Origin of the sequence: Mycobacterium decipiens (assembly GCF_963853665.1) — a bacterium.
Lineage (GTDB): Bacteria > Actinomycetota > Actinomycetes > Mycobacteriales > Mycobacteriaceae > Mycobacterium > Mycobacterium decipiens.
Genome location: NZ_OY970459.1, coordinates 203306 through 217509 on the forward strand (window position 1 = coordinate 203306; position 14204 = coordinate 217509).

Annotated in this window: 9 protein-coding genes; 5 read left to right on the forward strand and 4 right to left on the reverse strand. The window is 66.9% G+C overall.

Annotation, left to right across the window (positions count from 1 at the left end):
* The first annotated feature begins 39 nt into the window (after window positions 1-39).
* Window positions 40-936, forward strand: a complete 897-nt coding sequence (locus tag AADZ55_RS00965; protein WP_085327441.1) for an SDR family NAD(P)-dependent oxidoreductase — start codon at window positions 40-42, stop codon at window positions 934-936.
* Entirely contained in the window at window positions 933-2501 is a 1569-nt protein-coding gene (locus AADZ55_RS00970; RefSeq protein ID WP_085327440.1) for an AMP-binding protein, read from the forward strand. Before AADZ55_RS00965 ends, AADZ55_RS00970 begins: the two co-directional genes overlap by 4 nt.
* Here AADZ55_RS00970 and AADZ55_RS00975 read toward each other — a convergent pair.
* Window positions 2498-7408, reverse strand: a complete 4911-nt coding sequence (locus AADZ55_RS00975; protein WP_085327439.1) for a cation-translocating P-type ATPase — start codon at window positions 7406-7408, stop codon at window positions 2498-2500. The two genes, AADZ55_RS00970 and AADZ55_RS00975, sit on opposite strands and share 4 nt — an antisense overlap.
* Window positions 7409-7643: 235 nt before the next feature.
* On the opposite strand from AADZ55_RS00975, the gene AADZ55_RS00980 reads away from it, so the two are divergent.
* Window positions 7644-8381, forward strand: coding sequence for a DUF899 domain-containing protein (locus AADZ55_RS00980; RefSeq protein WP_085327429.1), 738 nt, complete (start codon window positions 7644-7646; stop codon window positions 8379-8381).
* A 105-nt stretch (window positions 8382-8486) separates the two neighbouring features.
* Here AADZ55_RS00980 and AADZ55_RS00985 read toward each other — a convergent pair whose 3' ends face one another.
* Complete coding sequence (locus AADZ55_RS00985; protein WP_207569173.1) at window positions 8487-8720, reverse strand: hypothetical protein; 234 nt, start codon at window positions 8718-8720, stop codon at window positions 8487-8489.
* Window positions 8721-8965: 245 nt separating this feature from the next.
* Here AADZ55_RS00985 and AADZ55_RS00990 point away from each other — a divergent pair, with 245 nt between their 5' ends.
* Window positions 8966-10456: a PE family protein gene (locus AADZ55_RS00990; protein ID WP_341286250.1), complete on the forward strand. Its 1491-nt coding sequence runs from the start codon at window positions 8966-8968 to the stop codon at window positions 10454-10456.
* A gap of 23 nt (window positions 10457-10479) precedes the next feature.
* Here the strand turns inward: AADZ55_RS00990 and AADZ55_RS00995 are convergent, their stop codons facing one another.
* Window positions 10480-11133: an HAD family hydrolase gene (locus AADZ55_RS00995; protein WP_085324128.1), complete on the reverse strand. Its 654-nt coding sequence runs from the start codon at window positions 11131-11133 to the stop codon at window positions 10480-10482.
* Window positions 11130-12170, reverse strand: a complete 1041-nt coding sequence (locus AADZ55_RS01000; RefSeq protein WP_085324127.1) for a nucleoside hydrolase — start codon at window positions 12168-12170, stop codon at window positions 11130-11132. Before AADZ55_RS01000 ends, AADZ55_RS00995 begins: the two co-directional genes overlap by 4 nt.
* A gap of 976 nt (window positions 12171-13146) precedes the next feature.
* Between AADZ55_RS01000 and idsB the strand changes: the two genes are divergently transcribed.
* Window positions 13147-14199: a geranylgeranyl diphosphate synthase IdsB gene (gene idsB / locus AADZ55_RS01005; RefSeq protein WP_085324126.1), complete on the forward strand. Its 1053-nt coding sequence runs from the start codon at window positions 13147-13149 to the stop codon at window positions 14197-14199.
* Window positions 14200-14204 lie beyond the last annotated feature (5 nt).

Here is a 14204-nt window from a genome sequence, read left to right on the forward strand (position 1 = left end):
GGCCAAGATGGGTCGAACGAAATCGGGGAAAGCAATCCGATGAATCTGGCAGCGAACGTGATCGACAGGTTGGTCAACCCGGCGCGCACATCGGATCCCGAGAGGTTGCGCGAAGCTGTTTCCGGCAAAACCGTCCTGGTCACCGGCGCCTCCTACGGAATTGGCGAAGCGACCAGCCGAAGACTGGCCGCCGCCGGAGCGAGGTTGCTGATCGTCGCCCGATCGGCGGAACGGCTCGACGACCTCGCGGCCTCGATCAATGCCGGCGGTGGGCATGCGGTCGCCTACCCGGCCGATCTGACCGAGGAGGCCGCCGTCAGCGTGTTGACCAAGCAGATCAGCGAGAACCACCCCCCGCTCGACATCGTAGTTAGCAATGCGGGCAAGTCGCTGCGCCGGTCGCTGCATCACCAGTACGAGCGGCCGCACGATTTTCAACGCACCATTGACATCAATTATCTGGGGCCGATCTGGCTGCTACTCGGATTGCTGCCGGCCATGCGGGAGAACCGACGCGGCCACATCGTGAACGTTTCGAGTGTTGGCGTGCGTGTCGCGCCCGGCCCGCAATGGGGTGCCTACCAGGCATCCAAGGGGGCTTTCGATCGCTGGTTGCGCAGTGTGGCGCCGGAGCTGCATGCCGATGGCGTGGACGTCACCACGGTCTACTTCGCGTTGGTCCGCACCCGGATGATTGAGCCCACGCCCATCCTGCGCAGATTTCCGGGTTTGCACCCGGACGAGGCCGCCGACGCCATCGCACACGCCATCATCGAACGGTCCCGCACCAACGCGCCGCCCTGGGTGTGGCCCGCCGAGCTGGCCTCGGTGGTGTTGGCCGGTCCCGTCGATCGTGCCGCTCGCTTGTGGCACCGCCGGTTCTTCGCCGAATCCGCGGTTGGGAGATCCGCAGCGAAGCGGGGCGCGCGCCGATGATGACGCGCAGCCTGGTGAGCGCGGCCCTCCGGGCGCTGGTGTCTTCCGGGCTGCTCGGTCCGCTCAGCCCGGCCGCGTTGGTGCGGCTCATCCGAGAGGTCGTTCGGGGCGGCACAAATCTCTACACTCTGCTCGCGGTTGCGGCGGCTCGCTGGCCGGACCGGACCGCCATCATCGACGACGACGGCGCGCTGAGCTACCGCGAGCTGCTCTTGCTGACCGAATCGGTTGCCCACCAGCTCGTCGGTTCGGGTGCTGGAGCCGGCCAGGCGGTGGGCGTCATGTGCCGCAATGGCCGCAACTTCGTTGCGGCGGTATTCGCCACGGCCCTGGTTGGCGCCGACCTCGTGCTGGTCAACACGGAGTTTCGCGCCAATGCCCTCGCGGGCGCCCTGACCGCGCATCAGATCCGGGCGATCTTCTGCGACAACGAATTTTCTGACCTGGTTCGCGAAACCGAGGAGTCGGTGCGGGTTCTTGATCCCCAGACCGTTCGGGTGTACGACGGTGATTCGCGACCCAAGGTCGCGCCATCGGGCCGAATGATTCTGCTGACCTCGGGGACCACGGGTGTTCCCAAGGGCGTGCCCCGCGCCCCGCACCTGAGCTCGGGAGTGGGCGTTTCGGTGACGATTCTTCAGCGCACCCGGCTACGCGTCGGATCGCGAGTCGCCCTGGCGGTACCGATGTTTCACGGGCTGGGTTTCGGCATCCTCATGCTCACCCTGGGCCTGGGCGGCACGGTACTTACCCACCGGCGATTCGACGCCGAAACCACACTCGCGCAGGCGTCGTTGCATCGTGCCGACGCGCTGAGCGTGGTCCCGATTATGCTGGCGCGCATCCTGGACCTGCCCAAGCGGGTGCGCGCGCGAAACCCGGTGGGATGCCTGCGCGTGGTGATATCCAGCGGTGACCGGCTGGATCCCAGCTTGGCGCAACGGTTCATGGATGCCTACGGCGACGTCTTGTACAACCTCTACGGCTCCACCGAGGTCGGTATCGGCGCGCTGGCAACGCCGGCCGAGCTGCGGCGTGCCCCGGAAACGGTGGGCAGACCGATCGTGGGATGTCCGGTGCGCATCTTCGACAAAGCCGGGCGGCCGGTCGGGCCCCGGGTGATCGGCCGCATCTTCATCGGCGGTGAACTGACGTTTGAGGGTTACATCGGCGGTGGTGATGCCAAGCTCGTCATAGACCGGATGACCGGCACCGGCGACATGGGCTACCTCGACGAATCGGGTCGGCTGTACATCGTTGGCCGCGAAGACGACATGATCGTTTCCGGAGGTGAGAACGTGTATCCGCGCGCGCTGGAAAACGCTCTCGCCGGGCATCCCGGCGTCGCCGAGAATGCCGTCGTCGGGGTGCCGGACGAGCAATTCGGGAAGCGCCTGGCGGCCTACGTCGTCTTGCGGCCGGGCAGCACGATCGACGTGCCCGCGTTGCGAGAGTACTTGACGGGCAAGGTTTCTCGCTTCGAGCAACCCAGGGACATCCACATCGTCAGCAGCATTCCGCGCAATCCCGCCGGCAAGGTGCTGCGCAGGCAGCTGCCGACCTAAGGCGTGTCAGGGTCTTCCAACTCGTCGGATTGTTCCTCGGATTGTTCATCGGGCGCAACGACACCGACGGTGTAAGCCAACCACTTCGGTGCCAGCGCTGAGACCGCGGTGGCTCCCGCCGTGGCGCTGAAGACGCCCGTCCAGGCGACCGGTCCCAGCGGTGTGCAGCCGAAAAAGTGACTGATAACCGGGGTCTGGATGATGCCGACCAACACCCCCGCGCTGCCCAGTGCGGTCGCGATGACCAGCGGACTGTGCCGGCGCGCCAGCAGCGTTTGCGCCAGCTGTGTCGTCACCAGCGCGGTCAAACCCATCGTGGCCGTGCGTCGTTCGGTTCCTGGAGTCCAGCGTCCGATGGTCCAGGCGGCCGTTGCGCCGGCAGCGGTGACGACACCGCGGTTGACGATCTGACGCATCAGCGGCGCGTCCAATGAGGGCGTCGGCCCGGTCAGCACCGCACGCCGGTGTGCGCGCTGTGCCTGTTCGGACGCTTCGTCGGTTTCATACTCGGCCTCGTCGGGTTCGGCGAATTGCGAGGTGACGGCCACCGCTAGCGCGGGGAACATATCGGTGAGCAGGTTCACCAGCAGCAGTTGACGAGTCCCGACCGGCGCCCGTCCGGCCCCGAACGCCGTCCCGATGATGGTGAACAGCACTTCGCCCACATTGCCGCCGACCAGAATTGTCACCGCATCACGAACACCGGCCCACATGCTGCGGCCCTCGACCAGCGCATCGATCAGCACACCCAGGTCGTCGTCGGTTAGGACGATGTCGGCGGCCCCGCGGGCGGCCGACGAACCGCGACCGCTCACCCCGATACCCACGTCGGCCATCCGGATAGCGGCGGCGTCGTTGGCGCCGTCGCCGACCATCGCGGTCACTCGCCCGCAGCGCTGCAACGCCGCCACAATCTGGACCTTCTGTTCCGGGCTTACCCGGGCAAAGACCTGCACATCGGCGGCGAGTTTGGCATGCGCCTCCTCGTCCAGCAGGGCAAGTTCGGCACCAGTCACGACCCGCGCATCCGCCGGCAGGCCCAGCTGGCGGGCGATCGCCCGTGCGGTGACCGGGTGATCGCCGGTGATTAGCACCACATTGCGCTCGGCGTCCACCAGGGCTTCGATCAACGGACGCGAGGATGGCCGGGCCGTGTCCGCAAGTCCGACATAGCCGATCAGCTCGAGGTCATGTGCGGCGGCCTCGACGGCATCGGCGTCGGTCTCGTCATCATCGGTGGTCCCGTTCTCCCAGGTGCGTTGCGCGACCGCCAGAACGCGTAGGCCCTGCTCGGCGAGGTTGTGTACCAAAGATTCGGCATGCTGCTGCTCGGTGTCCGGATCGGCGAACCGGCAGCGCGGCAGGATCGTCTCCGGAGCGCCCTTGAGCATCAACATCGGTGTTCCGTCGGCGCCCACCCGGCCTATCCCGGCGGCGTAGCCGCGACTGGACTCAAACGGTACCTCGGCCAGCACCGTCCACTCCGAATCACTTTGGCTACTAAGCGAACTGGCCAGCGAACTAGCCGCCGTGAGGATCGCCTCATCGGTGGCGTGCGCGTGCCCTTCCCCATTGTGGGGTTGCGTGGACGCGCGTGCCGCGGCCCGTAGCACATCGGCGGAGCGAGCATCGGTGATCTCGGGTAGTGGATCTGAGTCGGGTGCGGTGGTGCGCGGTACCGCGCACACGACGCGCAGGCGGTTCTCGGTGAGCGTGCCGGTCTTGTCGAAACATATTGTGTCGACCCGGCCCAACGCCTCGATTGTGCGGGGCGAGCGCACCAGCGCGCCGTGTGCCGTCAGGCGCTGCGCGGCGGCAAGCTGGGAGAGGGTGGCCACCAACGGCAGGCCCTCCGGGACCGCGGCCACCGCGATGGCGACGCCGTCGGCGACCGCTTGCCGCAGTGACGCACGGCGCAGCAACGCCAGCGCGGTCACCGCGGCGCCGCCGGCCAGGGTCAGTGGCAGGACCTTACTGGTCAGCTCGCGCAGCCGGGCCTGGACTCCCGCCGCCGTTTCGACGTCGGCGACCGCCGAGATCGCGCGATATGCGGCGGTGCCGACCCCGGTGGCCACCACGATCGCGCGGGCGTGTCCGGCGACTATCGTGCTGCCCTCGAAGAGCATGCTGGCCCGGTCGGGGTCGTTGACGGCGACCGGCTCCACCTGCTTGTCCACCGGTAGCGACTCACCGGTTAGGAAGGACTCGTCGACCTCGAGGTCCTCGGCGACCAGCAGGCGCGCATCCGCCGGGACCACCTCCGGCGCGGCCAGGTCGATGACATCGCCGACCCGCAGTGACTTCGCCGACACCGTGGCCGTTCGGGTGGCGTGCCGGGCCGCCTCCAGTCGACGTCGGGTCGTCGCGACCGCCGGGACCACCACGCGGCGCACCAACTGGTCCTGCTCGGCGAACAGCTCGGCAGCGGCCGCCTCGGCTCGCAATCGTTGTACCCCACCGGTTATCGCGTTGACGGTCATCACGCCCGCTACTAGTAGCGCGTCAATATTGCTGCCGACGATCGCCGACGCCGCGGCGCCGACCGCCAGGATCGGCGTCAGCGGATCGGCGAGTTCATGCCGGGTGGCCACCGCCAGCTGCCCCAGGGTCTGGGCCGGTCCGCGCAGCGGCGCCACCACTGGTTCGTAGGACAAGTCGTCCAGAAAGCGCCGCCAGGCGGGGATTCCGGGCTCAACGGCCAAGGGCAGCGAGCCGCCGGTCAGCCGCGAGTAGACGATCTCGGGGTCCAGCGCGTGCCAGGCGGTCAGCGGTTGCGGGGTGGGGTCGGGCATCCGTAGCACCCGGGCGGCCGACCACGTTCCGGATAGCAAAGCCGTTGCGGCAGCGGCATTGACCGGGCTGAGCCAGCGACGGAAGCTAGCTGGGTTGTTGGATCTGTCTTGCTCACCGGTGACCAGCAGTAGCCCGGCCAGTGTGGTGCCCCCCTGAGCGAGGTGCACCGCGGACTGACTGGCCGCCCGGGCCACCGGGAGAGCGGACAGGATCCGCACCGCCGCGGCGAGGTCGGTGCCGGTAATTATGTCGGCAGTCCATGGTGTTGCCGCGCGGGGATCGTCGAGAGCCACACCGACGTCGGCGATGGCCAGCGCGGCCAACGTGTCGGTGGAGGCGAAGTCCCGGTGCAATGCGGTGATCAGCAACACCGGTCCGCGGTCCGTTCGCAAGTCACGCACCAACCCCAGCAACGGCGTACCAGGCGGGTGTGTCGAACCGACGCTGGCCGACAGATCTTCGGTACCGGATACGTGGCGCAAAACCACCCGGGCTCCGGTTCGGTGCGCGGTCTGCAGCAGCGGGATGGCGTAGGGGTCGACTTCCCATCCCACATCGACGCTGCCCACGCGGTGGCCATCGACTATCAGGTCGGCGTGTTCGAGGCCCTGAGCCGGTGTTGCCGACGGCCCCTGTGCCGGAACCCATCTCAAGCGTGCACCGGTTGCCGGCAGTTCATCGGGGTCGGGTTCGGGCGCCTGCTCGCCGTGCAGCAAGGCGTCGGCAACCTCGTAGACGCGGTCGTCGTCCCAGCCGGGTTCGTCTCCCTGTGCATGCAGGACAGCGCGGTTGTCACCGCGCAGCGCAGCGCCGTCGATCACGACCACCCGCACCCGATCCAGGCGGCGCAGCGCGCCGGGGTCTAGGACAAGTTGCCCGGTGTCGGCGAGCCCGCGACCCAGTACCGCCGCGAACGCCTGCCGGCCCATGTGCGCAGCTCTTGGGACCCCGGCCAGGATCGCGCCGGCCGCGTCTTCGGTGCCACCGCCGGCCACCAACGCGCTCGCCGCGGCGATCAACGAACCGTTTGCGGCCTGGTTGACGTATTCCTCCACCGGTCCGGCCATTGACCCTTTGGCGGTGTCGATTGCGGCGTCGATGGATCCGCCAACCACGACGTGCGAAGCCTCGCCGGCCGCCGCGGCTGCCCAACTGTGGCGCGGCTGCTGCGATTTGGCCCCGGCGGACGAGATGATGGGGACCACCGGAGCTTGCGGGCGCTTAGGGGAGGCCAGCGCGGGCTCGCGGTGTTGCCACACGCGACGGTGCGCCGTCGCCTCGGAGATTTGCAGGCCACGTTGTACCAGATCCAGCAGCGGTGTGCCGACAGCTTGGGTTAGCCCGTTCGCGGCCGCCGTCGTCGCGGCGAGCGCGATATCGGTGCCCACTCGACCCAGTCGCGACTCCAGCAGTGACACCATGCGCGGTTGATGATTTATCAACGCGGCCAGGGCTCGGGTGGTTTGCGGTGCAGCAGGCAGTCGGGCGACCCAGCCGGTAACCGCGGCACTGATCGCCACCAGGTCCATTGCCGCAGCTGTCAGCGGCACCAGGATCGCCAAGGGATTGCCCGGGTCGGCGAATGGAGCCGAGGTGGGTGACGACACCGACCCGGCTAGGAATATGTCGGCGGCCACCGCGGAAACCACATCACACACCTCGTCCAAGACAATGTCGCTGTCCGCACCGTCGTCGAGTTCGACCACCAGCCGACCCAACGAGCCCTCGACGTGAGCCTCGCCGACGCCGGGAATCCTGCGGACCGGTTCCTCGACCACCGCCGCGTGCTCGTGCCAGCGAGGGAATGGAAGGAGCGGATCCAGGTCGAAATGCACTCGCCGCTTGCTGTGCCAACGCACCGGCGGCGTGATTCCGTCCGGCGAGCCGTTGTCGGAACCGCCTAACCCGATTGCCCGACCGGTCGTTTGCGCCACCGACTGCACCACCGGGCCGGTCAGGTCCAGCACCGGGCTGGCCAGCGTTTGCACCGCGTCCGCCGCGCTCCCCCGCAAGCGGGAGGCACCCCCAACCGCAGTTTGTGCGCCGACGCGCACCACCTGTGCAACTCCGTCGGTCACGCCACCGAGGACGCTGGCTATACCGGGAATCTTCACCACGTCACCCTTCAATTTCCGATACCGCGCCTAATCCTGCTGGCGTATCACCGACATGTCTACCGACATCGGCGTACCTAGACCGGGTGCTGTCGCTGGTGTGCACCTTGGCAACGCGCTTCGGCCCGCGCTCAAACGGTCCGCGAGCGATGAATTCAGACGTCGGATCGCATCTAACTTAATGCGGACATCAAGTTGCGCACACGTTCTCGATCACCCAGAGGCGGAAATCCCAATGAAGACACCCCCAATCGTGTCGGCCCAGGAGTGGGCAATCGCACATCAGCAACTATTGGTGAAGGAGAAGGAACTGACCCGGGCCCGTGACGCGCTGGCGGCCATGCGGCGGCGGATGCCGTGGCTTGCCGTGGACAAGGAGTACGAGTTCGGCGGGCCCGAGGGCAACGTGAACCTACCGGGTCTGTTCGGTGGCCGGCGTCAGCTGATTGTCTACCGGGCCTTCTTCGAGCCCGGTGTGCATGGCTGGCCCGACCATGCCTGCCGGGGCTGTTCCATGGTCGCCGACCACGTCGGCCACCTTGCTCATCTGCACGCGCGCGACACCACGCTGGTGTTCGCCTCCCGCGCGCCGCAGGCCGACATCGAGCGCCTCAAGAAGCGGATGGGCTGGCAGATTCCGTGGTACACGATCATCGACAGCTTCGACGCCGACTTCGGCGTGGATGAATGGCACGGCACCAACGTGTTCATCCGCGTGGGTGACCGCGTGTTTCGCAGCTACTTCGTGAACAACCGCGGCGACGAGGCGCTGGGAACCACCTGGAGCTTCCTGGACATCACGGCGCTGGGGCGTCAAGAGGACTGGGAGGACTCGCCGGAAGGCTACCCGCAGACCCGGCCCTACGAGTGGTGGAACTGGCACGACGAATACGGTCTGCGCGAACCGTCCCGCTGGTTCGGTGAGCCCGACCCAAACGATCCCAATGACCCACGCCCGCCGGGTAGCAACTAGCCGCTCACGAATCGAAGATATCGATCCGGTGGTGTCCATGAATCAGCCGGCGACCGGCTAGGCGTCGCAGTATTGGGCCGACAGTGGCGACCTTTCGAAATTGGCTTACAAAATTCGGTGATTGGCCCTGCCGACGTGGTACCCGGTCGGGAAGGACTTCTCGATGACCTGCAGCTGGTGGTTCACTCTCGACTCCAGCTCAAGGACCACGCAGCTGTCGCTGACGGTCTTCGACTCGAGAACTATGTAACGTTGACCGCCACCGTTGACATCGGTGATCGGGTCACCTGAGTGCAATGTTTCGACGGGCACCAATTCGGGGGTTCCGTTTGACTCCACCCGAAATACAGTAAGGCAATTCGGCCCACCAGGGAACACTCGCCGCGGGTGTTCCGTCTTGACGCTGCGGTGCCCGACGATTGGCCGCGCTAGGCAGCCGGCCTCGGACACGGCATTTCGCTCGTCGGCGGATCCGAAAATTTGGTCGGAGCCGTGTTGCTGTCGCGGCGTTACGCTCTATTCAGCCCAGTGCCAATGGCGACCGAATGAGCCAACCGGTTGCCTGGACGCGGCGGAGGTGGCTGATGTCATTCGTGATCGCGGCGCCGGACATGGTGGCCGCGGCGGCGACGGATCTGGCGAGCATCCGTGCGGCGCTCAGCGCGGCCAACACGGCAGCGGCGGCCCCGACCACGGCCGTCTTGGCCGCGGGTGCCGATGAGGTATCGGCGGTGATCGCGGCACTATTCGATGTGCACGCCCAGGCGTATCAGGCGCTGAGTGTCCAGGCGCTGGCGTTTCACGACCAATTTGTGCGGGCGCTGAACGCGGGTGCGGGCTCCTATGCGGGCGCGGAGGCAGCCAACGCGTCGCCGCTTACGGCGGTGTGGCTGGCGCAGCAGGACATCCTCAACGCGGTCAACGCTCCCACCCAGGCACTGCTGGGTCGGCCACTCATCGGTGACGGCGCCAACGGGGCACCGAACACGGGGCAGGACGGCGGGCCGGGCGGGTTGCTGTATGGCAACGGCGGTAACGGCGGATCCGGTGGGGTGGACCAGGCCGGTGGTAACGGCGGGGCGGCCGGCCTGATCGGGAACGGCGGGGCCGGAGGTGTTGGCGGGCCGGGCGCGGTGGGTGGTGCGGGCGGGACGGGCGGCGCCGGCGGGCTGCTGTGCGGCAACGGCGGGCCGGGTGGGGCCGGTGGCATTGGTACCACCGCCGACGGCGGGACCGGCGGTGCTGGGGGCAATGCCATCGGCCTGTTCGGCAACGGGGGTGCGGGAGGGACCGGGGGGATCGGCGGGCAGGGCGGCATCGGCAACGGCGGCAACGCTGGTAACGGCGGCAGTGCCGGGGTGTTCGGCGAGGGTGGGGACGGGGGTGCCGGGGGTATCGGCAGCGCGCACGGCGGGCTGGGCGGTCTCGGTGGCAACGGCAGGTTCATCGGTAGCGGCGGGGCCGGCGGGGCCGGCGGCCACGGCGCTAGCGGAGACGGCGGAAATGCCGGCAACGGCGGCGTGGCCGGTGTGTTCGGCGCCGGCGGTGCCGGCGGCACCGGCGGACTCGGCAATGCCAACGCCGGGCAGGCGGGTAGTGGCGGCAACGCCGGGTTCTTCGGAAACGGCGGTGCCGGCGGCAATGGACAGCTCGGCAGCGGCGCGATCTCCTCACCGGGCGGTATCGGCGGTAGCGGTGGCTTCATCGTCGGCAACGGCGGCCCCGGTGGGATGGGCGGGCCGGGTTCGGCGCCCGGCAATGGCGGGAGGGGCGGCGACGCTATCGGGCTGTTCGGCCAGGGTGGCAACGGCGGTGCCGGAGGTGCCGCGCTCGGGGCTCCTGTCGCCGGTGGTATCGGAGGCGACGGCGGTACCGGCGGACTGATCGGCGATGGCGGCACCGGTGGCGGTGCGGGCGCGAGTGACGCCGTCGCGACGGCCGGCGGCGCCGGCGGCAACGCCCGGTTGATCGGCAACGGCGGCGACGGCGGCCCGGGCATGTTCGGCGGACTTGGTGGCGCCGGTGGCAGGGGCGGCACGGTGTTCGGCTTCGCCGGAACCCCCGGGCCGAGCTAGCGGCAAACCCGAATACCCGCCGGTCACACCGCTTCCTGAGCGAGGATCGCATCAAGCCTCGACAAATCGCGGACGACGCCGTCCCGAGGTTCCCCGGAGCGGTCCACCAGGTATGCGCGCATGCCGGTTCGTCGCGCGCCCTCGACCCACGTGGCGATGTTGTCGAAGAACAGGCACGATGTCGTCGCGACGCCGAGGGCCTGTGCGATCGCTCGATATGCCTGTGGGTCGGGCTTGGCGGCCCCGATCATCTGCGAACTCAGCGCGACGTCGACGAGGTCGTCCAGCGCGGCGCTCGCAAGCATGCGGCGGGGGCTCACCAACATGCTGTTGTTTGTCAGGACGCCGACCTTCAGGCCGCGGCGCCGCGCTTCTTCAAGCGCTGGCCGTGCATCTGGGTACCCTTGTGCGAACGACGCGTAATCCAGCCGCAGTAGCTCGTCATGTGCCTGGCGGCCGAGTTCAAGGTCGCGCGCGACGTTCGACAAAAACGCGCGAATTTGCTCGCTTTCGTCGAGCGCGTCGTCGAGGGCCCGCCCGTTGAGCCAAGCTTGCCAGCGGTCGCCTAGCTCTTCCAACGGCAGGTGCGTGATGCGCAGGAGCACCTCCCGCGCACCGGCCCAATCGAACCTGGTGAGCACGCCATCGCGGTCAAAAACAATCGCGTGGGTGCTCACGGTGACCCCCGTTGACCGCCAACGATTGTGCTCACGAACATGGCGGCGATGCGATCCGTCGCGACCTTCATCACGACATCGGCGTTGTCCGTCGCGCGGGCTGTGATGGCACGCAGATGGGCCGCGAGATCGAACTCCGCGTCAGTCGTGGCTCGCGCTACCGCAGCCTCGAGGCGGTCCAGCTTCTCGAGCATGGGAATCTTTTCGCTGGCCGTCAGCCCGATGATGGACTGACCGCGGGTGAGCGGATCGCCGTCGGTTACCACCTTCACATAGGCCGGGCGGACGTCGAGTCCAGTCGATGGGACCGCGGCGTAGACCGCTGCGACGACGTCCGGTAGGCCGAGTTGCCCCCCCGCCAACGTCGACACGATGGCGGCATAGCGCGATAGTGGGCCGGCCAGGAAACGCGCCGCGGGCGAATTGGCGGCGCACAGCACACGGACGTCTTCGTCGGAGAGGCTGAACTCTGCGTGAGCGTCGCGCAGGACTAGCGTTATCGGGAGCGCCCGGGACAAGACGTCGGCTGCGCTTTCCGGATCCTGCCAGAAGTTCGTCTCGGCAACGGGCGTGATGGAACCGCCCACCTTTGCGCCGCCGAGCGCGACGATTCGGGAAAACCCATGCAGCACACCTGGATCCGCGGTAGAGACACCGGCGAGGTTGGTGAGCGGACCCAGCGTCAACAAGGTGGTGTCGGGATGTGACCGGAGCACGTCCCGATAAAGTCGGGCGACGTCGCGATCGCCCGCGATGGGCGCGCTTCGCGGTGCGGACCCCCACAGCCCGTCGTTGCCGTGCATTAGCGCACCGAGACGACTTCGTGGCCGTGCGCGGGGCGCGGCGGCACCGACCGCGACCGGAATGTCGCTGCGCCCTACCGAGTCGAGGAGGGCGAAGACATTTGCAGCAGCGTTGTCGACCGATGAGTTGCCGAATACGGTGCTGACACCTACCACGTCGAGGGATGGCTCGGCGCTAACTAGCAACCAGGCGAGGGCCGCCGCGTCGTCCACGCCCATGTCGGTGTCGACCAAGACTTGTGTAATGGAACCGGTCCTCCGAAATCGCCAGCGGTTAGTGTCTCCGAGCAGAATTCAATTATCAAGGCGGCCCGGGTCAGCGGCGGCGCCCAGGCGTCACCTCACGCCGCCAAGACCAGCCCTCGGGTGCATAGCGTGCTCGCAAGCGGAAAGTTGGCGTGGCGTCGACTGGATCGTGCTTGGACATGATCGGCATCCTTCACACAGCAGGACGGGCATCAAACCCGAGACGGTTCACATGCCCCTTATGATCCGGCCGTGAGACATCTTTTGGGGTGCATTCAATGGGAAATCACTGCCGTCTCCCCAATCGGAAATACATCTTGCTGCACTAAATACTTGCTGTGCTAAATAAATTCGCGTTTCACAATTTGCCAGAACGCTTGACAACCCTGGGTGTTGTATCGAATGATGCGCTTTGTGCAAGCGGATTCGGTTGTCTCATCATTCGACCGGGACGTGCCGGATCGGCCTTGCCTGCCCGATGGTTGGCTGCACTCGATAAGCATCGGGACGGCGTCTCCTAGCTCGCGTGTCGAGATGGGGGGCCGTCCGGGAAGCCTAAAAGCGGATACACGACTTCGCGGCGCAACTGACCCGCTGCACTGAATTCCATGAGGCGACTCCGCGCAGTTCCGCTTCGGCCCAAATGGGTTGGTGCGACATGGTGCCGGCCGCCGCCGACAACCTTTCCTGAACCCCCGACGGTGTCGACGCGCCAATCGCACAATCTGGCTCAGACCGCCGCAATCGGGCTCAACAAACGTAAAACATCCGTATCCACATTCCGTATGACACCTAATCACCACCGAGCCTGCATATGGGTGCCGGGGCCCGCATTACCCGGAAAATGGGCGGGGCAATCACTTTGGTCGATGTTGTCAACCACCTTTGGACATCTTCGGCGCTAAGCAATTTCACCGATCGTTCGACCGCTGTTATGCGCGACTGAGGGGCGCTGCGAGTAGGAGTGGGAGGCGTGATGACTCTTGGCACGACCGATCTCGGCAATGCGCGTGCCGATGGTGGGCAGGCGTTGCTACGACGCGCTCGAGGTGACTGTGATCCCTTGCTGCGCAAGGCTATCGAATCTATGCGCGAGCCGTTGGCGACGATGGCGGGCTACCACCTCGGCTGGTGGGATGTCGATAGATCCGCACTAGCGGGATCGTCGGGCAAGTTCCTTCGCGCCGCGCTTGTCCAGGCGGCGGCTGCGGCCTGCGGCGGTGATGCCGGTGATGCCGCGCTGATTGCCGCAGCTGTCGAGTTGGTGCACAACTTCACGTTGCTGCACGACGATGTGATGGATAAGGATGCGACGCGCAGGGGACGACCGACGGTATGGCAGGTGTGGGGCGTGGATGCCGCGATCCTGCTGGGAGATGCTTTGCACGCCGCGGCGATTCGGATGCTGACCGACCTACGCGACCTTTCTCTCGCGGTCAGGGCGATCATGCGATTGGAGACGTCGTGCCTTCACTTGTGTATCGGCCAGTTCGAGGATTGCGCCCTGGAAGGCCGCCTGGAAGTCACGGTCGACGACTACCTGCATATGGCAGCGGGCAAGACCGCGGCCCTGACCGGTTGTTGCTGCGCCCTGGGCGCCTTAGCCGCCAATGCGGACGACGCGACGATTGCGGCGTTGGAACGCTTTGGCCACGAATTGGGTCTTGCGTTTCAGTGCGTCGACGATTTGATCGGCATCTGGGGCGACCCTGGTGTGACCGGAAAACCGGTCGGCAATGATCTTGCCCGGCGCAAGGCAACGCTGCCGGTTGTTGCCGCACTGAATTCGCGATCTGAGGCAGCCATCGAACTGGCGGCGCTCTATCAAGCGGATGCCGCAATGACAACGAGTGATATCGATCGGGCTACCGCGCTCGTCGAGGTCGCCGGGGGCCGGCGCGCCGCGCAACGGTGCGCCGATGAACGGGTCCGGGCCGCTGTTGTGGCATTGCCCGATGCCCTCAGATCTGAGGATCTCATTGGGTTGTCGCAACTGATTTGCCGCCGGGAGCGCTGATGGCT

Bases quoted from the DNA above. Each gene is read 5' to 3' on its own strand.
- AADZ55_RS00965 (WP_085327441.1), top strand. From the start codon at position 40: ATGAATCTGGCAGCGAACGTGATCGACAGGTTGGTCAACCCGGCGCGC.
- AADZ55_RS00970 (WP_085327440.1), top strand. From the start codon at position 933: ATGATGACGCGCAGCCTGGTGAGCGCGGCCCTCCGGGCGCTGGTGTCT.
- AADZ55_RS00980 (WP_085327429.1), top strand. From the start codon at position 7,644: ATGAAGACACCCCCAATCGTGTCGGCCCAGGAGTGGGCAATCGCACAT.
- AADZ55_RS00990 (WP_341286250.1), top strand. From the start codon at position 8,966: ATGTCATTCGTGATCGCGGCGCCGGACATGGTGGCCGCGGCGGCGACG.